Annotated in this window: 19 protein-coding genes and 10 pseudogenes; 24 read left to right on the plus strand and 5 right to left on the minus strand. The window is 41.3% G+C overall.

From position 1 onward, the window contains the following. Position 1: 1 nt before the first annotated feature. Both tnpA and J5A74_06255 read right to left on the minus strand, forming a co-directional pair. A complete protein-coding gene (tnpA, locus tag J5A74_06250; GenBank protein QUI95029.1) occupies positions 2 to 406 on the minus strand; it encodes an IS200/IS605 family transposase in 405 nt (134 codons plus the stop codon). A gap of 80 nt (positions 407 to 486) precedes the next feature. Beyond that, positions 487 to 723 (minus strand): annotated as a pseudogene (locus J5A74_06255) (relaxase/mobilization nuclease domain-containing protein). Between the two features lie 441 nt (positions 724 to 1,164). Here J5A74_06255 and J5A74_06260 point away from each other — a divergent pair. The 8 genes from J5A74_06260 (at position 1,165) to J5A74_06295 (ending at position 11,095) form a co-directional block, all read left to right on the plus strand. Further along, a complete protein-coding gene (locus J5A74_06260; protein ID QUI95030.1) occupies positions 1,165 to 2,439 on the plus strand; it encodes an IS110 family transposase in 1,275 nt (424 codons plus the stop codon). A gap of 200 nt (positions 2,440 to 2,639) precedes the next feature. Next, entirely contained in the window at positions 2,640 to 3,599 is a 960-nt protein-coding gene (locus tag J5A74_06265) for a helix-turn-helix transcriptional regulator (protein ID QUI96838.1), read from the plus strand. A 180-nt stretch (positions 3,600 to 3,779) separates the two neighbouring features. Continuing rightward, positions 3,780 to 4,358, plus strand: a complete 579-nt coding sequence (locus J5A74_06270) for an MptD family putative ECF transporter S component (protein QUI95031.1) — start codon at positions 3,780 to 3,782, stop codon at positions 4,356 to 4,358. Further along, positions 4,358 to 5,038, plus strand: coding sequence for an energy-coupling factor transporter transmembrane protein EcfT (locus J5A74_06275; GenBank protein QUI95032.1), 681 nt, complete (start codon positions 4,358 to 4,360; stop codon positions 5,036 to 5,038). Before J5A74_06270 ends, J5A74_06275 begins: the two co-directional genes overlap by 1 nt. A gap of 16 nt (positions 5,039 to 5,054) precedes the next feature. After that, complete coding sequence (locus J5A74_06280) at positions 5,055 to 6,500, plus strand: ABC transporter ATP-binding protein (GenBank protein QUI95033.1); 1,446 nt, start codon at positions 5,055 to 5,057, stop codon at positions 6,498 to 6,500. 31 nt (positions 6,501 to 6,531) lie between these two features. Further along, entirely contained in the window at positions 6,532 to 8,259 is a 1,728-nt protein-coding gene (locus J5A74_06285) for an ABC transporter ATP-binding protein (GenBank protein ID QUI95034.1), read from the plus strand. Continuing rightward, positions 8,243 to 9,979 carry an ABC transporter ATP-binding protein gene (locus J5A74_06290; protein QUI95035.1) on the plus strand — a complete coding sequence of 579 codons (1,737 nt, stop codon included), beginning with the start codon at positions 8,243 to 8,245 and terminating at the stop codon, positions 9,977 to 9,979. The genes J5A74_06285 and J5A74_06290 overlap by 17 nt, the downstream gene beginning before the upstream one ends. A 678-nt stretch (positions 9,980 to 10,657) precedes the next feature. Then, complete coding sequence (locus J5A74_06295; GenBank protein ID QUI95036.1) at positions 10,658 to 11,095, plus strand: hypothetical protein; 438 nt, start codon at positions 10,658 to 10,660, stop codon at positions 11,093 to 11,095. A 123-nt stretch (positions 11,096 to 11,218) separates the two neighbouring features. Here the strand turns inward: J5A74_06295 and J5A74_06300 are convergent, their stop codons facing one another. Genes J5A74_06300 through J5A74_06310 form a run of 3 tightly spaced genes read right to left on the minus strand, consistent with a single transcriptional unit; the run spans position 11,219 to position 12,443 of the window. Continuing rightward, positions 11,219 to 11,629 (minus strand): hypothetical protein, encoded by a 411-nt coding sequence (locus tag J5A74_06300; protein ID QUI95037.1) that lies wholly within the window; start codon positions 11,627 to 11,629, stop codon positions 11,219 to 11,221. A gap of 56 nt (positions 11,630 to 11,685) precedes the next feature. Continuing rightward, positions 11,686 to 12,207: a hypothetical protein gene (locus J5A74_06305; GenBank protein ID QUI95038.1), complete on the minus strand. Its 522-nt coding sequence runs from the start codon at positions 12,205 to 12,207 to the stop codon at positions 11,686 to 11,688. Beyond that, complete coding sequence (locus J5A74_06310; protein QUI95039.1) at positions 12,201 to 12,443, minus strand: phosphohydrolase; 243 nt, start codon at positions 12,441 to 12,443, stop codon at positions 12,201 to 12,203. The genes J5A74_06305 and J5A74_06310 overlap by 7 nt, the downstream gene beginning before the upstream one ends. A 274-nt stretch (positions 12,444 to 12,717) precedes the next feature. Here J5A74_06310 and rplM point away from each other — a divergent pair, with 274 nt between their 5' ends. The 16 genes and pseudogenes from rplM to J5A74_06390 all read left to right on the plus strand — a co-directional run bounded on the left by rplM (position 12,718) and on the right by J5A74_06390 (position 24,082). After that, entirely contained in the window at positions 12,718 to 13,152 is a 435-nt protein-coding gene (gene rplM / locus J5A74_06315; protein ID QUI96839.1) for a 50S ribosomal protein L13, read from the plus strand. 27 nt (positions 13,153 to 13,179) lie between these two features. Beyond that, positions 13,180 to 13,572, plus strand: coding sequence for a 30S ribosomal protein S9 (gene rpsI, locus J5A74_06320; GenBank protein QUI95040.1), 393 nt, complete (start codon positions 13,180 to 13,182; stop codon positions 13,570 to 13,572). Between the two features lie 348 nt (positions 13,573 to 13,920). Next, positions 13,921 to 14,490 (plus strand): annotated as a pseudogene (locus J5A74_06325) (Bro-N domain-containing protein). Continuing rightward, a pseudogene (locus J5A74_06330) lies at positions 14,490 to 15,003 on the plus strand (DUF87 domain-containing protein). Before J5A74_06325 ends, J5A74_06330 begins: the two co-directional pseudogenes overlap by 1 nt. A gap of 18 nt (positions 15,004 to 15,021) precedes the next feature. After that, a pseudogene (locus J5A74_06335) lies at positions 15,022 to 15,354 on the plus strand (C40 family peptidase). Then, a pseudogene (locus J5A74_06340) lies at positions 15,342 to 16,517 on the plus strand (DUF4366 domain-containing protein). The pseudogenes J5A74_06335 and J5A74_06340 overlap by 13 nt, the downstream one beginning before the upstream one ends. Before the next feature lie 198 nt (positions 16,518 to 16,715). Beyond that, entirely contained in the window at positions 16,716 to 17,039 is a 324-nt protein-coding gene (locus J5A74_06345; GenBank protein QUI95041.1) for an LPS biosynthesis protein, read from the plus strand. A 109-nt stretch (positions 17,040 to 17,148) separates the two neighbouring features. Further along, positions 17,149 to 19,228: pseudogene (locus J5A74_06350) on the plus strand (DNA topoisomerase 3). Next, positions 19,225 to 20,112: pseudogene (locus J5A74_06355) on the plus strand (hypothetical protein). The pseudogenes J5A74_06350 and J5A74_06355 overlap by 4 nt, the downstream one beginning before the upstream one ends. Further along, positions 20,109 to 20,417, plus strand: a complete 309-nt coding sequence (locus J5A74_06360) for an immunoglobulin (GenBank protein ID QUI95042.1) — start codon at positions 20,109 to 20,111, stop codon at positions 20,415 to 20,417. Before J5A74_06355 ends, J5A74_06360 begins: the two are co-directional and overlap by 4 nt. After that, positions 20,404 to 20,997 carry a DUF4316 domain-containing protein gene (locus tag J5A74_06365; GenBank protein QUI96840.1) on the plus strand — a complete coding sequence of 198 codons (594 nt, stop codon included), beginning with the start codon at positions 20,404 to 20,406 and terminating at the stop codon, positions 20,995 to 20,997. Before J5A74_06360 ends, J5A74_06365 begins: the two co-directional genes overlap by 14 nt. Next, the gene (locus J5A74_06370) at positions 20,998 to 21,204 is read left to right on the plus strand and encodes a transposon-transfer assisting family protein (protein QUI95043.1); all 207 of its coding nucleotides are present in this window, start codon (positions 20,998 to 21,000) and stop codon (positions 21,202 to 21,204) included. A gap of 21 nt (positions 21,205 to 21,225) precedes the next feature. Next, positions 21,226 to 21,741, plus strand: a pseudogene (locus J5A74_06375) (hypothetical protein). Positions 21,742 to 21,752: 11 nt separating this feature from the next. After that, positions 21,753 to 23,155: pseudogene (locus tag J5A74_06380) on the plus strand (relaxase/mobilization nuclease domain-containing protein). Then, a pseudogene (locus J5A74_06385) lies at positions 23,155 to 23,349 on the plus strand (hypothetical protein). Before J5A74_06380 ends, J5A74_06385 begins: the two co-directional pseudogenes overlap by 1 nt. A 151-nt stretch (positions 23,350 to 23,500) precedes the next feature. Further along, positions 23,501 to 24,082 (plus strand): DNA/RNA non-specific endonuclease, encoded by a 582-nt coding sequence (locus J5A74_06390; protein ID QUI95044.1) that lies wholly within the window; start codon positions 23,501 to 23,503, stop codon positions 24,080 to 24,082. Positions 24,083 to 24,178: the final 96 nt, after the last annotated feature.

The following is a 24,178-nucleotide window of genomic DNA, read 5'->3' on the forward strand; positions in this document are numbered from 1 at the left end:
TCTACCCTTGATTTTCTATATATTGCTTTAACATTTCTTCAGAAACATTGCCTACGCTACAAGCAAAATATCCATCCGTCCAAAATGTATGTTCTTTCCAAAAATGATTCTTAAGATATTCTGTATGCTTTTTCCATATATGATATGTTGTATAGCTCTTAATTAGATTAACCACTTTACTTATGGATATTGTAGGCTCAGTTTCTATCATATAGTGTATATGGTCTTTGCCTGTTTCCATATATTTTATGATTATATTACTCTTTGTGCATATCTCATAAGAAAATTGTTTTATATAATCTGATATTTCTTTTGATACTAAAAGCTTTTTTCTATACTTACATACAAAAATAATATGATACTGTAATAAATATTTGTGTCTATTCTTTGATTTCCATACTCCCATAACGCTAGTTATTGTATCACAAATATCTATTTTTTGCTACCTTAACCCACCATCTAAAGCTAGTGGGATTGCGGTAGCACTATTTCAAGACCGATTCGATGTGCCATTTCAGGCGTTGTTTCTCCTGGTAAAAAAGATTGAATCAGATGTCTTGCAAGGACAGTTCCATTAGTTCCCTCCTCCACTCTTGTTCGTAAAAACTGAGTATGAGCAGTTGTCTGATGGCATTTATGCGTATTGACTGAAAGCTGTTCATCTGTTTTATCTCCATTAACAATATAGTCAATAGCAAGATGAAGGGTTGATTTTAGATGTATTTCGGGGTTTTAGGGTCTCCCTAACAAGCTAAAAATTGATAAAAAAAGAAGCAGTTCCCAAAGGGCTGCTTCATCAATTTTTCCGTAAGTGTCCGTACACTTACTGTGCTTGCTCTTATACTGTTAGTAGAAGAGCAACATTAAGCATATAGAAATCTCCATTCCGCGGGCAAGCCGCGGCACAAATAGTAATGAAAGTGTTTTACATCTCAACTCTGTGATTTAAAATATATAACAAGAAGCTATACTACAAAGCACGGGAGGTAAAGTTGTAAAAACTTTCTCTGTTTTAGACAGCATAAAAATCAGTGTAAGTTCTGTCTTTTCAAGCACAAATAAGTGGTATCATGAATCCGTACACTAAGAATTGTTAAAGCTCTTTGTTTTATTGTGTGGCAGTTCAGTCAATGGCTTCTTATCTTTTGCGAAAGGAGTTACACTATGAAAGTTACTTATCAAACCTGTTGTGGTGTCGATGTTCACAAATCTTTTCTTGTTGCCACAATCATCAAAACTACCGCCGGTATTGAACCTTCTTATCAAAAGAAGCGATTCTCTACCTTCAACAATTCTATTTTAGACTTTAAATCGTGGCTTCTTGAAAATAAATGCCATGATGTCTGTATGGAATCCACAGGTAAATACTGGGTTCCTGTCTTTAATCTTCTCGAAGATCAAATCAACGTTACCATTGCTAATCCCAAATGGGTTAAAGCTGTTAAGGGTAACAAGGACGATACAAAAGATTCTAAATGGATTGGAGACTTATTCCGACTGGGACTTGTGAAAAGCAGCTACATTCCTTGTAGGTTGATCCGTATTCTTAGAGAATACACAAGATATCGTTACAAGCTTGTTTCTTGCCGTTCAAGTGAAAAGAATAGATATCAGAATGCTCTTACTGTTTGTAATATCGCATTAGATTCTGTTGTATCCGATATCTTTGGGAAGTCATCCTCATCCATTATCGATTATCTGCTTGAACAATCAGGTACTACGATTAACCATGAAGAAATCGCTTCAAAACTTCTTAAGAGCCTCAAATCCAAAGAAGACGCTGTGATTGAATCTATCGAAGGATATCAGATGACTGATGCCCAGAAATATCGTATGCGCCTAATTCGCGCACATATGGATTATATCACAGCTGAAATCAATGATATAGATAAACAGATTGAATCTTTGATTTCTTCCGATCCTGATTATGATAAAGCTATCCGGTTACTAACTACCATTCCGGGTGGCAAACGTGATAGTGCAATTACTATCATCTCCGAAATTGGTATTGATATGTCTCAGTTTTGTAATTCTAAACGCTTATGTTGTTGGGCAGGTCTTACCCCCAGCAACAATGAATCTGCCGGTAAGAAGAAATCTGTCCGTATTACACGTGCCGGTGTCTACCTCAAACCTGCATTAGTACAGTGTGCTCATGCAGCCGTGAAATCTGACAAGTCTCCTTACTACAAAACGAAATATGAATCCCTTGTTAAACGCCGTGGCAAGAAAAGAGCTGTTATTGCCATTGCCCGTATGATTCTTATAGCCATCTACCGGATGCTGTCTACCGGAGAGGTATGGAATCCAAGCGATCTTTACAAAATCGATATGCCTGCACCTTTAGCTGAAAAACAGAAGGCTAAGGCTATCAAGCAAGCCAAAAAACTTTTACAAAAGGAAGGACTGCTTCCTCCTGATGAACCTTTAGCTTCTTGATCAATCTACTAAATCTATATCCTCAAATAAGTTGCCTACTTAAGACAGCTTATTTAAGTGCGCCGGTTTACGGCTTACCTCTACTTTCTTTCACACTAATATTACTTAAATTATACCAATTTTTCTTAATTGTAGAAAGAGAAAATTATAATCATATGGTATAATATTTAAATATGAGAAAAAATGAGGTGAGAAAAGAAATGGAGTTAAATGAAAACAATGTTATTGAAAATGCTTATGATAAACTCTTTTTTACAGAAAAAAAGCAGACAAAGGATATACAAATATATTGCTTAAACAATGATACAGGAACGGGTGAAATGCGCTGCTATAATCTTTTGGAAGGAATTCAACTCTCTTACAATACTTTGAATATGCAAACTACTTATCAAAAGATAGAGCCTAAGGAGGGTATGTTACAGATTGATCATTGTTTAGAAGGTTGTTATGAATTTATTTTAGAAAATAACGAGCATGCTTTTTTAGGGAGAGGAGATTTAAGTATTGTTGATCTTGGTAAAGTTTCATTTAAAAATTCGTGTATCCCTATGAAGAAATATGTTGGACTTTCACTTTTTATTGATATAAATGTGGCTCAAAAATCAGTTGATAAATATTTCCCATATGGAGACATCAATCTGAGCAGATTACGAGATAGACTGTGTAAAAATGGAGCATCTTTGATTATACGTTCTCGTGAAGGAATAAATCATATTATCAACGAACTTTATGAGGTAGATGAAAGAGTAAAGCTTCCATACTCTATTATAAAAACGATAGAGTTACTTTTGTTTTTAAGCTTGATAGAATCAAAAGATACAGAACAGTTTTCATCATTTTCCGAACCGGTATACAGAGCAACTCAAGAGTGTTATAAAATGATTATAGAAAATCCTTTTGAATGGCTGAAGATAAAAGATTTAGCGAAAAAGTTTGCGGTTTCCGAATCAAGTCTTAAGAATTGCTTTCAATGTATTTCGGGGCAATCGATAGGTGCTTTTATGAGGGAAAACAGAATAAAAGAAGCAGCAATTCTTTTGAATAAAAAACCATACTTAAGTATAGGGAAACTTGCCGAGATGACCGGTTATGAAAATCAAAGCAAGTTTTCAAAGGCGTTTAAAAGTATTATGGGTAAAACTCCAAGTGAATTTAAATGAGAGTAATTTGTCTTTTTGGAGTTAAAAAATACCCAATTGGTTATAGAGAACTTCTAACATTGCAGGTATATTTAACATGAATGGTGATATAAGGCACTGGTGCACCAGTGCCTTAATTTTTTCATCATGGTTAGTTGAAACTAATAAATAAAGAACTGGAATTTAGGAGGGAAGTTCATTATGAAATTAAAAGACATTATTCAAATCACTGTATTTACAGTTATCGCTTTTGTTTTAGGTATGGCTGTATCAATGGGAACAGGAATGTTGGGAACCATTTCTCTTTATGTTGCAAGTGGATTTTCTGCACTTGTAATTGCACCGCCATTTGTTGTAATGGCAAAAAAGATTAAGAAAAAAACTTCAGCATTTATATTTTTCATGTTGCTGGCTATTTTCTGGTCGTTAATGGGATATTGGCCGATGCTTATTATAAATTTAATAGCAGGTATTGTGGCCGAAATTATCATAGGAAGTTATGAAGATGATAAACGAGTTGCAGCGGCAGTGGCGACTGGAATGTTTATCATTTCAATGCATGCTATGACTTTTGTAAAAATTTTAGGCCCTGAAAAATTAGTGGAAGTATTTACTGTTTTTTCTCCGGAGCAAGCTCAATATATGTACACATTTTTTACACCTAAAGCAATGTTGATTTCGATTGCTATAAATATCGTTTTAGTTATTGTGGCCGGCATGTTCGGAATGCATATCAATAATAAATTTTTTGAAAAAAGAAAAGAGAAAGGGATACTTTAATGCAAAAAAACACAATAAAAGAGACTTGCATAGCTAATAGTATAGTTTTGTTTATTCTTATTGTTTCATTCTCTATCACGCTTTTTATTACCGATAAGTTTGGCTATTATATTATGCTGGCGGTTTCGTTTGTTTTATTGCTAACGCATTCAAAAAAAGTATTTCTTAACATGTCTACAAAGTATTTGTTTCTCATACTACTCTTGCACTTATTAGAGAAACTTCCTTATGGACTTGGAGTGGCGTCTTTTATAGGCTTACTTTTAATTGGAATAAAGCTTTTTCCTGTTTTTACTTTAGGCAGGATACTGATTTCTTTATCGCCACTTACTATAATGAGTTCCTTAAGGAAAATCGGAATTCCCAATAATTTTAATCTAAGTGTTGCTACGGGACTTAGATTTATGGGTGAAATGAATATAAGGCTTAAAGAAATACGAAACGGTATGAAAGTAAGAGGCTTAAAAATAAGCCTATTACATCCTGTCCGTTCATTTGAACTTTATCTTATTCCATTGATGTATAAATGTCTTCATGTAAGCGAAACTTTAACATCTTCCATTATTTCAAAAGGTGCAGAATACAACACGGAAAAAACAAGTTACACTTCAACTAAATATAATATCTTTGATCTAATTTGTTTGTGCATTTCTTTTTATTTAGTATGGAGAGTTCTATAAAAATGGGAGAATATTAATGAATATTTTAGATGTCAAAATCAACAAATTTAAGTATAAAAACAGCAAAGAGATTATCTTAAAAAATTTAAGTTTAAGCGTTGAGCCGGGTGAATTGATTGTTATAACAGGGCTTTCAGGATGTGGAAAAACGACCTTAACAAGAATATTAAATGGCTTAATTCCCAATCACTATGAGGGTGATTTAGACGGGGAAGTAAATTTATTCAATAAAAATTTGCTGGACTACGAAAAAGGTGAGCTTGCAAAATATATCGGCAATGTATTTCAAAATCCATCGGATCAGTTTTTTGCTACCATTGCGGAAGAAGAAGTCGCCTTTGTTGGAGAAAACTTAGGAATGCCCATTGAGGAATTAAAACAAAAAACAAAAGAAGCCTTTGAAAAAATGGGAATTAGCGACTTGATGGACAAGAAACTTTCCGAACTTTCCGGAGGACAAAAGCAAAAAGTAGCAATTACTTCCACTTTGCTATATGATACCAAAATTATTTTCTTTGACGAACCTTCCTCCAATTTGGATTATCAAGGGATTGCTCAGTTTAGAGATATTGTTCGCAGTTTAAGAGCGATGGGAAAAACAATCCTTGTTGCAGAACATCGATTGTTCTTTTTAAATGATTTATATGACCGCTTAATCTATATGAAAGACGGGACGATCGAAAGGGTGTTTTTTCAAGGAGAACTCACAGAGAATGACTGCAAAAAATATGGATTGCGAGCAATCAGTTATAGGTCCCTGAAAGCACAAAACTTGGGTGCGGAACAAGAGAAGGCTGCGAGTATCGTGGATTTAAGTATCAATATCGGGAAACAGGAACTCATAAAGAATCTTTCCTTTGATCTTCACTATGGAGAAATCATGGCAATCATCGGGAAAAATGGAATCGGGAAAACAACATTAGGAAGAACTTTGGCGGGACTAATTAAAAATAAAGGGAAAATAAGCTATGGAAAAACGACGAAAGAAAGATTGAAGCAATCATACTATATGATGCAGGATGTGGATTATCAAATTTTCTTTGATACGGTGGAAAATGAACTGATCCCTAAGAATAAAGTGAAAGATAGTGAATATCTGAAAGAAGTCACCTCCTACATTAGGGCGATTGATTTGTGGGATAAAAAAATGGATCATCCGCAAGAACTTTCCGGTGGGCAAAAGCAAAGGCTTGCACTTGCCACTGCCTTTTTAAGTGAAAGGAAAATCATTATATTGGACGAGCCGACTTCAGGGCTTGATTATAAGAGAATGAAAGAAATAGGAGCTATGATAAGAAAATATGCCGCCAAGAGACCGGTGGTCATTATTACCCATGATTTAGAACTTCTCTTTGAGGTGTGCAATACGGTGTTGATGCTGGATGACAAATCTTATAAAAAGCTACCTGTAAAAGGAAATGAAGGTAAAATATCGGATTTCTTATTTGCGCCCATAAGATAAAAATTTTTGGTATAAGAGGAGGATTTAAATTATGAATTTAATCAAACAGTATGTAAAAGAACAGAAGAACACTTACATTCAATCTGTTCTATTGGCAGTTTTAGGAGTGGTATCCGGTCTTGCCGCATATATCATATTAGCAAAAATGATTGTAGGACTGATTGGAAAAAACACAGAATTCGGATTTTATTTGCAATACGGTCTTATGGTATTAGCCGCAATGGTCTTGAAAGAAATCTTTGCGGCGGCTTCCACCTCCATATCGCATCAGGCAACGTTTTATTCCTTAAAAAAGATAAGGGAAGAAATTTCTAAAAAACTGTTTCGGATGCCCCTTGGAAAGGTTATGAATATTTCTTCCGGTAAGCTCAAGAATATTATTGTGGATCAGGTCGATTCCATGGAAACAACCTTAGCACATATTATTCCTGAAATGACTGCCAATATCATCGGTCCGATTCTTTTGCTGATCTATATGTTTATTTTGGATTGGAGATTGGCACTTGTTTCCCTGATTCCTCTTGTGATTGGAATGTTCTGTATGAAATCGGTGATGGCATCTTATGGGAAAAAGTATCAGCAATCGGTGGAAATCAATCAGAAAATGAATAACGCAGTGGTGGAATATATCGGAGGAATTGAGGTCATCAAGATGTTCAATCAAAGCGAAGCCTCCTATCAGAAATACAGTGAAGCAGTCCATGAAAATGCGGCATTTTATTATCATTGGATGAAAGAAACGATGATTGGTGTGTCTGCATACAGAAAAATTTCACCTATGTCCCTGCTCACAATCCTGCCGTTAGGAATTTATTTTTATTTAAATGGCTCTTTAACAATAGCGACCTTTATAACCATCATTGTACTTTCCTTTGGAACGGTGGAAAATATATTGACGGCGACCAATTATATGGACGATCTGTCCAGAATAGGGACGATTACAAAGGAAATCGGATTGATTTTGGATGCCCCTGATCTTGAGCATGGTAAAGTGAATGTTTCGTTATCCGGTAGTGCTATTGAACTGAAAAATGTAGATTTTTCCTACGTGGAAGATAAGAAGATATTAGAAGGAGTCAGCTTATCTATTGGAGAAAATCAGGTAACGGCATTTGTCGGTCCGTCAGGAGGCGGAAAATCGACCATTACAAAACTGATTGCAGGTTTTTGGAATGCAGATGCCGGAGAAGTAAGTATTGGAGGAAAAAACATCAAAGAGATTCCGCTGGAACAGTTATCCGAAACCATCTCTTATGTATCGCAGGATAACTATCTATTCGATATGTCTGTCAGAGAAAATATAAGAATCGGAAAGCCATCGGCAAGTGATAAAGAAGTAGAAGAAATAGCAAAATTATCCGGCTGTGATGAATTTATTAGAGGACTATCAAATGGCTATGATACGGTTGCGGGTGAAGGCGGAGGGCATTTGTCCGGAGGAGAAAAGCAAAGAATTTCTATCGCAAGAGCCATGCTGAAAGATGCACCAATCGTCATTTTAGATGAAGCAACCTCCTATATGGATACCGAAAATGAGAGCATCGTTCAGGAAGCCATCAGCAATTTGGTGAAAGGAAAAACATTGATTTTAATTGCACATAGGCTTAGAACTGTTGTTAATGCAGATAAAATATTTGTGGTCGAAAACGGGAAGATTGAAAGCTGTGGAAAGCATGAGGAGCTTTTAGAAACATCAAAAGTCTATTCCTCTTTGTGGAAAGCTGCGGGAAAGGAGGAGCGTTATGATTACAGTATTTAAGAAAATATGGAACTTTGCGGAAAAGGAACAATCGAATATACGAAAGTCCATTATTGTCGGCTTCCTTTGTGCGGCGTTTAACGCAATGCAAATGGGCGGTGTGTATTATGTTCTTGTTAAAATATTTGACGAAACTCTTTCCGTGAAGGATATAGCCGTTGTCTTAGGGATTCTTCTTGTCAGCTTAGTCGGAAAGATTATCACGCAATATGTTTCTCAGCTGGAACAAACGCATGCCGGATATTTTATGGCAGCAGATAAAAGAATTCGTATTGGAAACAAGCTGAAAAAAGTACCGATGGGATTTTTCAGTGAATTCAGCTTAGGAAAGATTACAACAATGAGTACAACCACTCTCAGCCAGATTGAAATGCAGGTACCGATGTTGCTTGTGCTTGTTTTAGGCGGATTACTCAATACTTTTGTTTTTGCCTTAGCCTTGTTTTATTTGCATATAATGGTGGGAATCACCGCAGTTTTAGGAATCCTTGCATTTTTTATTATCACTTATTTTATGGAGAAAAAGTCAAGAGAAAATGCAAGTGAAATTGGCATCGCTCAAACGCATTTGACAAAACAGGTACTGGAAACCGTACAGGGAATGCAGGTGATTAAATCATACAATTTAGGCGGCAAAAATAATAAAGAACTTAGCAATGCATTTGAAGAAAACTGTAATATTACAATGAAACTTGAAAAAACTATGACTCCATATATCGCCTTGCAGAGAATTGTCCTTGGAATCAGTATTGCCGCTATTATTATTTTATCTGCCAAGTATTACATGGAGGGAAATATGATTTTGGCAGATGCCATTATGTCGATGATTGCCGGTTTTATTATCTTTGAGGGAATCAAGGCGGCAGGAAGTTCTATGGCAATACTGAGAATTGCGGAAAACTCCATTGACAGCTTGAAATATTTGGAACAGATTCCTGAAATAAAAGAAGGACAGGAAACAAGTCCAATCCGTCACCCTAATATTGAATTTAAAGATGTTTCTTTCGCTTATGATGAAAAGACGATTTTAGATCATATTTCCTGTGAGATGAAGAAAAATACCATTACTGCCATTGTCGGTCCATCCGGAAGCGGAAAGACGACTTTTTGCAATCTGATTGCAAGATTTTGGGATGTGAATACAGGAGAAATCTTAATAGGTGGGAAGAACATCAAAGAGTATACTCTGCCCCATCTGATGAGTCATATCGCTATGGTATTTCAGAGTGTCTATCTCTTTGAAGATACGATTGAAAATAATATCAAGTTCGGTGTGCCAAGTGCTACAAGAGAAGAAGTCATAGAAGCTGCTAAAAAGGCGATGTGCCATGATTTTATAGAAGCCTTGCCGAATGGGTACGATACATTGATTGGTGAAGGTGGAGCCACTCTTTCCGGTGGAGAAAAGCAGAGGATTTCTATTGCCAGAGCTATGTTGAAAGATGCCCCGATTGTCATTTTTGACGAAGCCACAGCAAATATTGATCCGGAAAATGAAGATAAGCTAAAGGCTGCTATTGAAGAACTGACAAAGAACAAAACCATTATTATGATTGCTCACAGGCTTTCTACCATACGAAACGCCGATCAGATTTTAGTTTTAAATAACGGAAAAATAGAACAACGAGGAAATCATGAAGAACTAATAAAGCAAGGCGGTTTGTATAAAACATTGATCAATATGAAAAATAAAGCAACTGTTTGGAAGATTGCTAATTAGTGTGAAGGAGATGGTTAAAATGAAACAAAACATGAAAGAGCAATTGTTAACCAAGACACCGTTATCACTAATGTTCCAACTATCCATTCCGGCAGTGATTGGATAGTTGGTAATTGGACTGTACCCTTGAATATCAGGATTTCTGTAGGGAATATCCGTTTAGAAAGATAAGATTCCAAAGATCCGGTGGAGAGTTTCATGACAGATACATTTTCATCGACTGGAATACCGAACATCAGCGAATCTATCATTGCGGAGCGTCTTCCAAAGATGCAGGACAAAGAATCACAAGCATAACGGAAGTGGTCGATCAGATGATTTATACAGACCTTATCAAAAATCTCTTGAAAAATCCGGTGTTGAAGTTAAAATAGAAGTAAAAAATGGATTGGAAATTTGAAAAAATATCTATCCAATACTTGACACAAGGGTGGAATGTAAAGTTCTTTACCTAAAATGGCAAGGAATGTGGACTTACCATTAGAATCGTACCAGAGTGAAATATATATCATAAGTCTAATGAGTTGAGAAGTTATTAGTAAAAATTTGCATTAGATATTTTTTTATGGTATAGTCTTTAAGGCGAGTGAGATATGAATTGTTTTCCGTTGAAGGGTTGGAATGTGTAGATACTGTTACATTACTAATTTCTACAATAAAATTTAGGAGGAGAGAACAATGATTAGAGATGAAGTTTCAAGATTACTACAGTTAGAGGATAGTGGAAAATTCAATGAAGAATTCGGCGATGGAATGATGACTCCAATGGAATTGGGAGAAGCAGTAAGAAATAGCTTACAGCAGATCAGTAAATCAAGTGGCATTTCTTATAACAGAGCATTGGAGTATGCAAATGTCTTTATGACAGAGTTAAATCCACATATTGTAAATGACACAGAGCAGGAGGTACTTGAGGCTGTCAGTCCATTGATTGTGTTGAAGGAGACCTATGGCATGAGTCGCAATAGAGCCTATTGTTATAGTCGCTATATTACATTCAGAGATAAGTCAGATAGTGAATCCACACATAAACTTTTAAAAGAGGTTATAGGATTGAGAGACAAGGCAACTGAGGAGTTCTATAACGAAGTCAAGCAACTTGTGTGGATGCAGTAGGAGTGATGTTATTGTAGTATTGTAGGTTGTTTTATTGTAATTTAAATTTTAATACGTTATGAGCAAGCCCCAGCGATAAGAAAGCTGGGACAATTGCCCAGCGTATGATTTTTTATTAATCTTTTATTCTATATTTATCCATTTCAGGTTATCTATATCTCTTAAAATCAGAATATTTCCATCATCAGTTTGAAGTTTTACTTCTTCATCAATAGTTATATGAGGATAATAGTGATCTAGTTTTGCGTATTTTCCTGTGTGGATGTTGATGAGAGTACTTGTTATTGGAATCTGTGTATTTTTGTCAACGATTTCAGTTAATAAATAGTATGCATCTAAAAATATTAGCTGTTCACCAAAAATCCAAAATGGAAGCTCTACATTTAGTATCGGCAGTTTTGCAGAGAAAATAAGTTTGCCATTGGAAGACTTTGTTTCATAATGTAATTCTATTTCACTTCCATAATATGCAATTGTTGTATCTTCACAACCAATGGTTAGAGGGATTCCCTCCTCAGCTATATAAAAATCCATAGTGTTGTCCTCTTTAATTTTAGTCAATTTAGTCAATTACTCAATTACTCAATCACTTAATTACTCAAATTTTTTTCTAATATCATACCTTCAGCCTTTATTCGAATGGCAAAAAATTCTTTAAACACATTGGATATAGATTCATCTTTTTCAATCGTTCTTCTGATTGAAGTCAATCTTCTTTTTCCAACTCGTCTATCTAAAATTGCAAATATTCTTACCAGCAAGTTTTCGCTATTTAGACTCATTTCGATACTTTGATTGTCAAATTCATAGAAGGCAGTATAAAAACAGCGTTGATCAAATATGCCCAATTTGATTGCAGTGTCGTCGATAAATGCAAATTCCTCTCTCATACGCTTTTTATATTTTTCGTCTTTTGGGAATTGATTTGCTTTTGTCCAATTATTGTAATAACAGCCCTTGATTATTTCTTTTCCATCATATCTGATAGCTGCTCTTCCTTCGTGATCTGGGCTTTTACTATATGATGTTGCGTAGTATTGGATATGTCCCTGTAGACATGGAGCTAGATATTCCTTTTCTAGCTTTTTTCGTATTCCACTCCAAGTTAGCATTTTGTCTCCTTATCAGTAGTTTCCATAAAGTACATATCTAAATGATGATATATTTCCATATCTTCATCAGAATGGTTTCGTAAAATCAACCATTTTTTTTGATTTTTATCATTTGTAAAGATAAAATTGTATTCGCCATAATAGGCTTGATATCCTTGATTGCCTAATTTCCAAATTTCTCCGCTTGTAAATGAAAAGATATCTTTTTTGATGAGATAAGATTTGCCTAATTCCATTTTTTGTTTTTATTCTCCCTATGATAGTATGTATTCATTTTTTAAAAGTAAACATAATGATACTATACTATTGTACTCCTATTTTCTTGGGATAAAAAGAGAAAGAATATTCATTTTGTTTGAAAAACCGTATTGACACAGAATAAGATAACGAGTATAATCTATTGCTGTAACATTAGAGATTGATGCTTCTTCCAATGCCCCGGAAAGCATTTATCCATACATTACGTCAATAAATAGAAAAACTAACTGTTCAAGTTAATGGAGGTCAATGATGAATACTTTTATGGCTAATCCGGATAAGATCGACAGAAAGTGGTATGTTGTCGATGCCGAGGGATGTACTTTGGGACGCCTTGCTTCAGAGGTGGCAAATGTATTACGTGGAAAGAATAAGCCAATCTACACACCACATGTTGATTGCGGTGATTATGTAATTGTTGTAAATGCAGATAAGATTAAGGTAACAGGTAAGAAGTTAGACCAGAAGATCTACTACAGACATTCAGAGTATGTTGGTGGTATGAAGGAGACAACACTTCGTGAACTCTTAGCTAAGAAGCCAGAGAGAGTTATCGAGCTCGCTGTTAAGGGAATGCTTCCAAAGGGACCACTTGGAAGATCTTTATACACAAAGCTTCATGTATACGCTGGTGCTGAGCATACACACGCTGCACAGAAGCCAGAAGTTATGGAAATCAAAGGCTAATAACGGTTCAAAAAGGAGAATAGAGTAATGGCTAACGATAAGTTTTATGGAACAGGTAGAAGAAAAAAGTCTATCGCCAGAGTATATTTAACACCTGGTACAGGTAAGATCACAATTAATAAGAGAGATATTGACAGCTACTTCGGTCTTGAGACACTCAAGGTTGTAGTTCGTCAGCCACTTGTAGCAACAGAGACAGTTGACAAGTTCGATGTGCTTGTAAATGTTCACGGTGGTGGATTTACAGGTCAGGCAGGTGCTGTAAGACATGGTATCTCAAGAGCACTTTTGCATGCAGATGCTGAGTACCGTCCAGTTCTTAAGAGAGCAGGATATCTCACAAGAGATCCTAGAATGAAAGAGCGTAAGAAGTACGGTCTCAAAGCCGCTCGTCGTGCTCCACAGTTCTCAAAGAGATAATCGAAAATTTCAAAATGCTAAAAAAGCTCGGAAAATATGCCATTTTTCGGGCTTTTTCTATGCCCAAAATTCTGTCTGGACTGTTCGGTTTTGATGGAATTTGAACGGAAATTTATGGGTTTATAGTGGTCAAATTACTGGTGGACAAGCCCATTTTGACCTCTTATGGGTCAAATTACTGGTGGACAATAGGAGCAAATGCAATCCAATTTTGCCATCGACGGACGAACACATACTTGACTGATTTACATAGAGCCTTGGCTCATTCTTTGAAAACGAGAATGGGTCGAGGCTCTATTTTTTTCGCCCGAAATCCGGCGAGACAAATTTGAGTAGGAGGTAACAGGTATGACGGATTTCAATCAGAAGTCCCATGACACCGATGTGGGCAGTCATGGCGGACAGTCGAGGCAGATGATGGAGGTGTTTGAGAACCAGGAGTTTGGTTCGATCCGGTTGTTACAGGAGGCAGGCAAGACCTTCTTCTGCGCAAGCGATGTGGCGAAAGCGTTGGGGTATGTGAATCCCTACGCCGCTGTGAAACGCCATTGCAGAGGCCTCCTAATGAAACGCAAGGGGGTCGTTCAGAAGGTGAATCAGTATGGGGATGCTGGAGAGCAGGTCGTTGAAATCTCCTTTATTACGGAAGGCGATGTTTACCGGCTGATCGTCCACAGCAAACTGCAATCGGCAGAACGATTTGAGCACTGGGTGTTTGATAAAGTTCTCCCGTCCATCCGAAAGTATGGAGTGTATATGAGCGATTCCATTTTGGATCAGGTGATTCAGCATCCGGAGGTCATCTACACCCTGGCAAAGGAGCTTGTAGCCGAGAGGGGGCAGCTTGAGGGTATCCGCAAACAGCTGGATGCGGCGCAGCCCAAGGCAGACTACTTCGATACCTTTGTGAATTCGGAGGGATGAATGCGCTGTCCAACAACCTGATTATGGTTGACCGGAAAAAGCTCAAAAACCCCAATGGGCTGATCCTTGGTACCCCCCGGTTCCGGTAAATCCTTTTCTGCCAAGCGTGAAATCGCCAATGCGTTTCTGGTGACGGATGATGATGTAATCGTGTGCGATCCGGAAGCCGAGTACACGGCACTGGTGCAGAAATTTGAGGGGCAGGTTATTAAAATCAGCCCTTCCAGTACGCAGTATATCAATCCGATGGACATCAACGCGAATTATTTGGAAGAGGATAATCCGATTGCCCTGAAAGCAGATTTTATCCTGTCCCTGTGCGAGCTGATCGTGGGCGGCAAGGAAGGCTTGCAGCCGGTAGAAAAGACAGTCATCGACCGCTGTGTTTATCAGATTTACCAGACCTATTTTGAGAACCCGGTGCCGGAGAATATGCCGGTGTTGCAGGACTTGTACGAGGCACTGCTTCGGCAGGATGAAAAGGAAGCACACCATGTGGCAACAGCAGATGAGAAATTCCGAAAGATGATTACCGAAGCAGAGAAATATCTCGGTTATCCCTATGTCTGGGGCGGCAGTTCACCGAGCACGAGCTTTGATTGCTCCGGTTTTGTCAGCTGGGTCATCAACCACTGCGGCAATGGCTGGAATGTAGGCAGGCAAACGGCCAACGGTCTGATGGGGAAATGCGACATTATCCCAAAGAGTGAAGCAAAGTCCGGAGACCTGATCTTCTTCCAGAAAACCTACAACACCAGCGGAGCATCCCATGTGGGCATTTATGTCGGCAACGGGATGATGATCCACTGCGGAAACCCAATTTCCTATGCTTCCATTGAGACGAGCTGCTGGCGGCAAGAACCTTTACGACTACTGCATTTGCCTATACGGGTGAGGATGGGCAGAAGAATACGTTTGTCAGTACTGCTGCTCAGGAAGCAGATGTGGCGGAAAGCGCAAATGCAGGGAAAACAGACTGTGACGGCAACATCGAAATCGACCCGGATATGCAGGTGCTGCCGGATGGCTACGAAGTCGCTACGGATGCGGATGGGAACCTGATCGTTACGGTGGGCGGCAAAGAATACAACATCGGCGGCGAAAAGTCCTAAAAGCAGACTGGTACGGTGGTGCCGGGTATCACCAGCCTGCATTTTCGTTCCGGTCCCGGCATGGATCAGGAGATTATTGGGTATCTGCATTCCGGCGATACAGTGGAGATTGTCGAAAAATGCGGTGACTGGTATAAGGTGAACTTCAACGGCAAAACCGGGTATGCACATGAAAAGTACCTGAATGTCACGGATTCTGCAAAAGACAGCAGCATGTTCAGTGAAGATGCTCTGAAGCTGTTTCTGGATCTGACGCAGAGCGGACTGTCATCCGAGAGTGAAAAGGAATCCAGTACAGCTTTGACCCCGGAAGGCAATATGACGCTGGTGGACGATATCGGTGAGGAAGAAGATAAATCCAGCCAGCAGTTCATCACGCTGGTGACAAAGGCGGGCAACACCTTCTATCTGATTATCGACCGCGATAAAGACGGCAACCAGAATGTGCATTTCCTGAATATGGTGGATGAGGCCGATTTGCTTGCGCTGATGGATGAAGAGGAAGCCGCCAAGTATCAGGAGAAGGAGCCGGAAGTCACGGAACCTGCGGAAACCGAAAAGCCGCAGGAGACGGAGCCTGCACCGGAAGAGCAGAAAACAGAGAGTGAGCAGAAGACGGAACCTGCACCAGAAGAAAAGAAAACAGAGAGCGAGCAGAAGAAAGCTTCTCCGCTTCCGATGATTATGCTGCTTCTGTTTGTAATTGGAGCAGCCGGTGTCGGCGGCTATCTCTATATCAAGATGAGGGGCGTAAAGCCTGCATCCAAGAAAAATTAGCCAGACCCTGATGCAGATTATCATGATGAGGATGAAGATGCACTCCAGCTGCCGGAGGATGATGGTGACGAGGACGAAGAAGTGGATGCCAACGAGGATTACGAAGCAGAATCGGACGATGAACCTGTCTGATTAACGCAGCGTTGACCGGTGGGGCGGCTGAGAAGCCGTCCCTTTTACATAGCTAAATGTTTTGCGAATGAACTATTTTGAGCTATGAAGCTATGGAATCCGTAGGCGATATCTGATAAAATAGAAAGTAAGAACAGCGATACAAATCGGAATTTATCAGAAAATGAGGAATAGTTGAAATGGAGGCGCTATAATAACATGAAGATTGAAGGGAAACAGAAAGAACTGGATGCAATGGTAGAATTTCATAAGGGAAACCGTGTCGAGGGGCTGAGACTGCAAGAAGAATTTGCAGCGGAATTTCGTAAGGAGTATAAAGACAAAGATCACTGTCCTTGCCTGAAAGCCTGTCGTTATCACGGAAACTGTAAGGAATGTGTAGCAATCCACAGAGCGCATCAGGAACATGTTCCTAATTGTATGCGACCATTGATTAATAAAAAATTGAAATTGATGTCAGAATTAACAGAGCATACCTTGGCAAATGAAATAGAAGCTCCACATGAGATTTTAAGAAAATAGGCAAGTCAAATTCCAGTTTGTAAACCTAAAACAGAATACCATTCCTTACATAGCAGTCATGCGCTTCGGTGTTTGGCTGCTAATTTTTTTGCGAAAGGAGCAGTATCGAATGAAGCTTGTATTAGCGGAAACGCCCTCGGTTGCCATGAGTCTCTCGAAGGTGATCGGGGCAAATCAGCGAGGGGACGGTTATATGGAGGGCAATGGCTACCTTGTCAGTTGGTGTGGGCATCTGGTGGAACTTTCCCAGCCGGAAGCCTATGATGAAAAGTATGCCAAGTGGAGGTATGATGATCTTCCAATTTTGCCGGAACATTGGCAGTATCAGGTGTTCGCCAGCACGAAAAAGCAGTTTGGAATCCTGAAAAAGCTCATGCAGCAGAAAGATGTGGAGAGCCTGATCTGTGCAACCGATGCAGGGCGTGAGGGAGAACTGATTTTTCGATTGGTTTACCATCAGTGTGGCTGCAAAAAGCTGGTGGAACGCCTTTGGATTTCCTCAATGGAGGACAGTGCTATCCGGGAAGGCTTTCAGAAGCTCAGACCGGGAACTGAATATGATGCCTTATATGAGGCGGCTTTATGCCGGGAGCGTGCCGACTGGATTGTCGGAATCAACGCCACCCGGCTTTTCTCATGTCTGTATGGGCAGACCTTGAATGTGGGGCGCGTGATGACACCAACGCTTGCGATGGTGGTCATGCGGGATGCAGCTATTCGGGCGTTCAAGTCGGAACCATTCTACTCGGCAGAATTAAAATTCCGGGATTTCCAAGCGGGCGGTGAGCGGATGAAAGAAAAAGCAGAAGCAGAAAAACTGGTGGCAGAGTGCTGTCAGGCGGGAAGTGCCATCATTACTAAGGTGGAGCAGAAAGAAAAATCAGAGAAGCCCCCGGCCTTGTTTGATCTGACCTCGCTTCAGAGAGAAGCAAACCGGCAGCTGGGATTCACTGCCCAGCAGACCCTGGATTACACACAGGCTCTGTACGAGAAGAAACTCGTAACCTATCCCCGTACCGACAGCCGGTATCTGACGGATGATATGGCACCGCTGGTACCGGAACTTGTTTCTGTGATCCAGCAGAGCTTTCAGATTCAGCCGGATGTGTTGGCACCGGTGAATGCAGCGCAGGTCATCAATTCCAAGAAAGTCACCGATCACCATGCCATTATTCCTACAAAAACAGCGGCAGGTTATGATATTTTCTCTCTTCCCAGTGGAGAACAGGCGATTCTTACTCTGTTGGCGGTGCGGCTGATTTGTGCAGTCGGAACACCTTGCCTCTATGCAGAAACCGTAGTAGAAGTGGAGTGCGCCGGTCAGAAGTTCCGTACAAAAGGCAAAACAGTCACGGATATGGGCTGGAGACGATATGCAGGAAAGCCAAGTGAAGAGGCTGAGAAGAATGCGGAGGCAGGTGAACTGCCGGAGCTTTCGGAAGGCATGACAGTGGAACTTGCCCGTGTCGATTTGAAAGAAGGTAAGACCAGCCCACCCAAGAGGTTTACCGAAGATCTTCTGCTTTCAGCGATGGAGAGTTCCAGCTCGGATGAATTTCCGGCCGGCGTAGAGCGAAAAGGCATCGGCACACCAGCCACACGCGCTGCCATTATCGAAAAAATTGGTACAGAAAGGCTTTATCGAGCGCAGGGGTGATAAGAAAACGAAATACCTTTGCTCTACGGACAAGGGAAATGCGCTGGTGACGGTGGTGCCGGAACAGATTCAGTCCCCATCTATGACGGCAGACTGGGAGGAAAAACTGCTGAAAATAGAACACGGCGAGTATGACAGTGATGCCTTTATGGACGAAATCAGCAGCATGGTCAACGGACTTGTTAAAACCTACGAGGCTGTAAAAGGAGCCGATGTGCTGATGCAGCAGCCGGAACGCAAAGTCATTGGTTCCTGCCCGGCCTGCGGCAGTGATGTCTGCGAAACGGCAAAGGGATGGTTTTGCAGGGATAAGAGCTGTAAATTTGCGCTCTGGAAGGATAATAGATTTTTTCAGACACTGGGCAAGTAGATGACGGAGGAACTGGCAAAGCAACTGGTAAATCAGGGAAAAGCACGGCTTACACATTGCTATTCCAAGAAGTCCAATCGTTACTATGACACAACCGTTCATGTAGAGACCGGCGAGGACGGTGCAGCAGCATTTAAGCTGGAGTTTGGAGGTAAAAAATGAGCATGAAAATGATGAATGCAGCTTATCTGGTGGATAATGTCGCTCTGCTTTCCTTGCAGGAAAAGCAGGAGGGCGTGGAATTCCATTGCTTTGATATGGACAGAAAGGTGCAGATTGCCGAGGGATACATTGGCTGGGATATGTTGGATAAACAGCCGTTTTCTACTCTCGAAGAAAGTGCGAGGGTGGCAGCACTCAAGGAGATTCCCCAGCTGGACGGTCTTACTGTTGCACCGGTAGCCCCGGAGATTCTGGAGTAGATGCACGGCGGCAGAAAGGTTCTTTGGCAGATGAAAAAGGCTGATCCTGAACTGGAGAATGCTAAAAATATCCGGTTTATCACCAGCAGCTACGAGGATCGGTTCAAAATCCCGGATGGCAGCGCGGTGGAGATCGAGTATCCGAATCGGAAATTCTCAGCCCGCTGTGAATATATGGACGAATATCATCTGCGCCTGGGGTATGATGTTCTGCACATCTGCCAGCTGGCAGAAATGCTGGAACGCGGCGAGGGCACATGCCGCCCGGAGCCGTTGATTACGGAGGAACACAGCGCATGGGATTTGGGAAGCAAGGGCTTTCTTGCCATTCAGACCTGTGAGGACGGTTACGACTATACCTTATATCATAAGGACTTCACGGAAATTGACGGTGGACAGATCGACAACCCGGAAATCAGCATGAATGCAGCCAGAGACCAGATCCTTTCGGATTATGGATTCGGTGGACGCACCATGACGCGGATTGACTATGATGAACTTTGTGATCGTGCAGAGGATGCAGAAATCAGCAGACGGGAATCTGTGCTGGGTAAACTCTCGGATTTGTCTTCCAGAACGGATACGCCGGTGAAAGCTGCTAAGGCGAAGGAGGCGGAGCGATGAAATATAATCTTACGAAGGCAGAGCAGGAAACCGTCATCAATTTTGACAATGAACTGGATACTGCCAGTATTTACACCCATGACAGCCGCCTGATTAAGAAGCTCCGGGAACTGAGAAAACAGTATCCGGAGCAGTTTGTTTTAGAGCATCGGGAGCATGGGTCGGTCACTTATACGATTCCGAAACGCTGCGTCGGTATCCGACCGCCTTACAGTGAAAAGCGTCGGGAACAGCAGCGACAGGAAGCAAAGGAAAATGGACTGCCGTTTATGGAGAAGGGAGAAATGAATGATGGCAAGAATTGAAAAATGGGATGAAGTGCATGGAAATCAGGCACCAGATGAGAAGATGATGGCATTTCTCGACAGTACTACCGACCAGTATGCAATTTTGCAGCTTCGCCGCAGCGAGGATACGGTATATGAACGCTTTTCGTCTATGCGCGAACTGGAACGGATGGGGCTGGAGCCGGATATTGACCATTACGAGGTGGTTTATACGGCTCCGCTACTTCCCTACAAGGATCAGAATACGATGTTGGAGGAACTGTATGCGAAATTCAATGTTTCCCACCCTGATGATTTTACTGGGCATAGTCTTTCTGTGTCTGACATCGTGGCTTTACGGCAGAATGGTGTTGTAAGCTGTCACTATGTGGATTCCATCGGATTCAAGGAACTACCCAGTTTTTTGAAACCGGAGAATTACCTGAAAGCTGCAGAAATGGCAATGGAAGACGATTATGGCATGGTTGACAGAGTGATCAATAACGGAAAGAAGGAAGAACCGGCAGAGAAAGCATCGGTTCTGGATCAGCTGAAGGAAAAGCAGGAGGCGGTGCCGCCTGCACTGCCTCGCAGGTGCTGCGAAGAAAAGGAGTTATAAATGCGTTTTACGGATGACGAATGGATGCTCATGATGCTTTACAGCCCTGGCGCACAGACAGGACTGATCGAAAAGCTTCAAAAGATGCAGAAAAGTCTGACCGGCAGAGACAGAAACCTGCGCAGGTGGATGGCCTCACTGCTTGCGAAACTGGCAGAGATGACAGATGCAGAATATGAGGCACTGGATTTGTATCCGGACGAATAAGCGAGAGGAGGAAAAAGACAGATGATGACAAAAACGGCTTATTGTATGTAGATGGCGCAGGAAGCAGCGGCGCAGATCACTGGCAGCAAAGAACAGTGGACAGCGTTTCTAACCACATCCGCCCGGCTTTATAAGTATCCGTTTGCGGAGCAGTTGATGATCTATAAGCAGAGGCCAGAGGCAACGGCCTGTGCAGAGTACGATCTCTGGAATGACCGGATGAACCGCTATGTAAAGCGTGGCTCCAAGGGCATTGCTCTTTTGGATATGCGTGGGGAGCAGCCGAAACTGCGGTATGTATTTGATGTGGCAGATACCGGAGAACGGAAAAATTCCCGTCCGGTACAGCTCTGGAAAATGAATGCGGAGCATGAGCAGCCGATCATTCGGGCACTGGATGCTGCGTTTGATGTTCCTGCCGGTGCCGGGTCTCTGGAGAATCATATCATGGAAGCGGCAGAACGCCTTGCAAGGGATTACTGGGAGGAAAAACGCAGGCAGATTAGTGACATCGTTGCAGATTCCTATCTGGAAGGGTAGAGCAGTGTCTGGCTGACCGTACTGATTATTCTGAGAATGCAGCAAAGACGGAAGATGGAAAATATATCAGCGCGTATGCCTGTGACGCAAAGACCTGTGATGAAGAATTTCTGCTTTCTAAACGGCAGTATGAGCATATCACCGGTAGAACCCAGGCGCATGATGTGATTGCATATCAGATTCGGCAATCTTTTAAGCCTGGGGAAATCACGCCGGAGGAGGCGAACAAGGTTGGGTATGAGACAGTCATGCGATTCACCAAGGGAAAACACGCATTTATCGTGGCTACCCATGTTGATCGTGCGCACATTCATAACCACATTATTTTTAATTCGACTACATTAGACTGCACCAGAAAATTCCGCGATTTTCGTCTGTCAGGTCTTGCGTTGGCGAGGCTCAGTGACATCGTCTGCCTGGAACACCGGTTGTCGGTCATTATCCGGAAGCCCTATGGAGAACGGCAGAAGAGAACGGAATACCCGGAGAAAAAATCGCAGCGGGATGAAATCTGCGAGTCCATTGATGCAGCATTGGCAAGAAAACCAAAAGACTTTCGGGAACTGATTGGAATTTTGCAAGAGGCAGGATACGAGTATAAAGATGGAAAACAGCCTGCCCTACGGGGAAAAGGTTATGTCAGATTTGCTCGTTTCCGCTCTCTGGGCAAAGGATATTCGATTGAAGAACTCTGCGAGGTGATTGCAGGGAATGCGGTTCATAAAAGCAAATTTGCAGAGAAAACCCGCACAAGTGCACGGTCGGCACAGGTGCATCAGAAGGAGGAGTTGTCGTTCCTTATTGATGTCCGTGCCAAAATGCAGGAGGGCAAAGGCGCGGGATATGCGCGCTGGGCAAAAGTCTTTAATCTGAAACAGATGGCGAAAGCGATGATGTTCATGGAAGAGCATGGAATCAAGAGCTATGCAGAGCTGAAAGAAAAGGCAGATGGAATTTCTGAAAAATGTGATGCGTGCTGGAATCTGTAAAGGCAGATGAGGCACGGATGTCGGAAGTGTCGGTGCTGCGGAAGCATCTAATCAATTATGCCAAGACAAAAGATGTTTTTGCCGCTTATAAAGCATCCGGTTACAATCGGGAGTTCTATGAAGCCCATCGGGATATGCTGGCCTTGCGCAGCGCAGCAAAAAAGGCGTTTGATGCCTATAAGAAAGAGAACGGTTCTGACAAAAAGCTTCCACGCATCAGCGAGCTGAACGCAGAGTATGCGATGCTCCTGGAACGAAAGAAAAGCTCCTATGCAGAGTACCGCAAGACCAAATCGGAAATGCAAGATTGGCTCGTGGCGCAGAAGATTGTGCAGGAAATCCTGAAAGAGGACGAACAGAAGAAAGAGCAGCTGCATGAGCAGGAAGTGTGGCAAGAAGAAAATAAGGAGAATAGTAGATGATGGAATGTCCGGTGCAGTGTGGGCGTAATGCTCATACTGCACCGGACTTTTTTCTTTGGCAGGAACTGCCGTTAAAGCATCCAGAACGGATGCGCAGCCCGATGCCGTAGGCAGCGTTCTATGGGGATTGGGGAGTTTCCCCAACAAGCAGAAAATCGCTTTCGTGTCACGAAAGCCCTGCTTGCAGAAGAGTGACACTTGCGAGAAGTCGGCATTTTTTATTTACTCTTAAAGCGCGTTGTGCTATAATGCCAATAGAGTTTTTTGATGGCTTGGAAACCACTTAGAAAGATAGAAGGCGAGGAAAAATGGCAGTATCATACAACAGATTATTCAAACTTATGATTGACAGAAAGATGCGAAAAAAAGATTTATAATCGCTGCCATTTGATCGGTTATCAGCTCACTGCAGAAAATGCGAATGAGAAGAACTTAATCACTGGGACCAGATATCTGAATGTTCAGGGAATGCTGCCGTTTGAGAATATGGCAGCGGACTATGTAAAAGAAACTGGAAATCATGTGCTGTATCGGGTGACTCCGGTTTTTGAAGGCAGTAATCTCGTAGCATCCGGCGTACTAATGGAAGCGGAATCCGTAGAAGACAAAGGCGAAGGTATTTTGTACTGCGTTTACGTTTATAATGTTCAGCCGGGAATTAACATCAATTATGCGACGGGGGACAGCTCGGCTTCTGGAACAAACAAGACGGCAGAAACAGAGCAGGCCACACAGGCTGTTACGCAGGCAGCTTCTCAGCAGACCAGCACGGAATCCTATATCCTCAATACCAATACAAAGAAATTTCATCGGCCGTCCTGTTCATCGGTCAAACAGATGAAGGAGAGCGATAAAAAATCCTCATCAGAGAGTAGGGATGCGCTGATTGCTGCAGGTTATGATCCGTGTAAAAAATGCAATCCATAAAAATGTGTCAGATATTTAAAAAATATGGAAGAGGAAGGTTGTAGTTCTATATTGCAATACTTCTTCTTTGCGCATATTGGATATGTTGTTGAGGGC

The sequence above is a fragment of the Lachnospiraceae bacterium oral taxon 096 genome (genome assembly GCA_018141845.1).
In the GTDB taxonomy this organism is placed as follows: domain Bacteria; phylum Bacillota; class Clostridia; order Lachnospirales; family Lachnospiraceae; genus F0428.

Excerpts from the sequence above, each read along its gene's own strand:
- J5A74_06300 (QUI95037.1), bottom strand. The coding sequence starts at position 11,629 with ATGGATTTTTATATAGCTGAGGAGGGAATCCCTCTAACCATTGGTTGT.
- J5A74_06270 (QUI95031.1), top strand. The coding sequence starts at position 3,780 with ATGAAATTAAAAGACATTATTCAAATCACTGTATTTACAGTTATCGCT.
- J5A74_06370 (QUI95043.1), top strand. The coding sequence starts at position 20,998 with ATGCGTTTTACGGATGACGAATGGATGCTCATGATGCTTTACAGCCCT.
- J5A74_06265 (QUI96838.1), top strand. The coding sequence starts at position 2,640 with ATGGAGTTAAATGAAAACAATGTTATTGAAAATGCTTATGATAAACTC.
- J5A74_06305 (QUI95038.1), bottom strand. The coding sequence starts at position 12,207 with ATGCTAACTTGGAGTGGAATACGAAAAAAGCTAGAAAAGGAATATCTA.
- J5A74_06290 (QUI95035.1), top strand. The coding sequence starts at position 8,243 with ATGATTACAGTATTTAAGAAAATATGGAACTTTGCGGAAAAGGAACAA.
- tnpA (QUI95029.1), bottom strand. The coding sequence starts at position 406 with ATGGGAGTATGGAAATCAAAGAATAGACACAAATATTTATTACAGTAT.
- J5A74_06280 (QUI95033.1), top strand. The coding sequence starts at position 5,055 with ATGAATATTTTAGATGTCAAAATCAACAAATTTAAGTATAAAAACAGC.
- J5A74_06260 (QUI95030.1), top strand. The coding sequence starts at position 1,165 with ATGAAAGTTACTTATCAAACCTGTTGTGGTGTCGATGTTCACAAATCT.
- J5A74_06345 (QUI95041.1), top strand. The coding sequence starts at position 16,716 with ATGAAGATTGAAGGGAAACAGAAAGAACTGGATGCAATGGTAGAATTT.
- J5A74_06275 (QUI95032.1), top strand. The coding sequence starts at position 4,358 with ATGCAAAAAAACACAATAAAAGAGACTTGCATAGCTAATAGTATAGTT.
- J5A74_06310 (QUI95039.1), bottom strand. The coding sequence starts at position 12,443 with ATGGAATTAGGCAAATCTTATCTCATCAAAAAAGATATCTTTTCATTT.
- rplM (QUI96839.1), top strand. The coding sequence starts at position 12,718 with ATGAATACTTTTATGGCTAATCCGGATAAGATCGACAGAAAGTGGTAT.
- J5A74_06365 (QUI96840.1), top strand. The coding sequence starts at position 20,404 with ATGGCAAGAATTGAAAAATGGGATGAAGTGCATGGAAATCAGGCACCA.
- J5A74_06360 (QUI95042.1), top strand. The coding sequence starts at position 20,109 with ATGAAATATAATCTTACGAAGGCAGAGCAGGAAACCGTCATCAATTTT.
- J5A74_06295 (QUI95036.1), top strand. The coding sequence starts at position 10,658 with ATGATTAGAGATGAAGTTTCAAGATTACTACAGTTAGAGGATAGTGGA.
- rpsI (QUI95040.1), top strand. The coding sequence starts at position 13,180 with ATGGCTAACGATAAGTTTTATGGAACAGGTAGAAGAAAAAAGTCTATC.
- J5A74_06285 (QUI95034.1), top strand. The coding sequence starts at position 6,532 with ATGAATTTAATCAAACAGTATGTAAAAGAACAGAAGAACACTTACATT.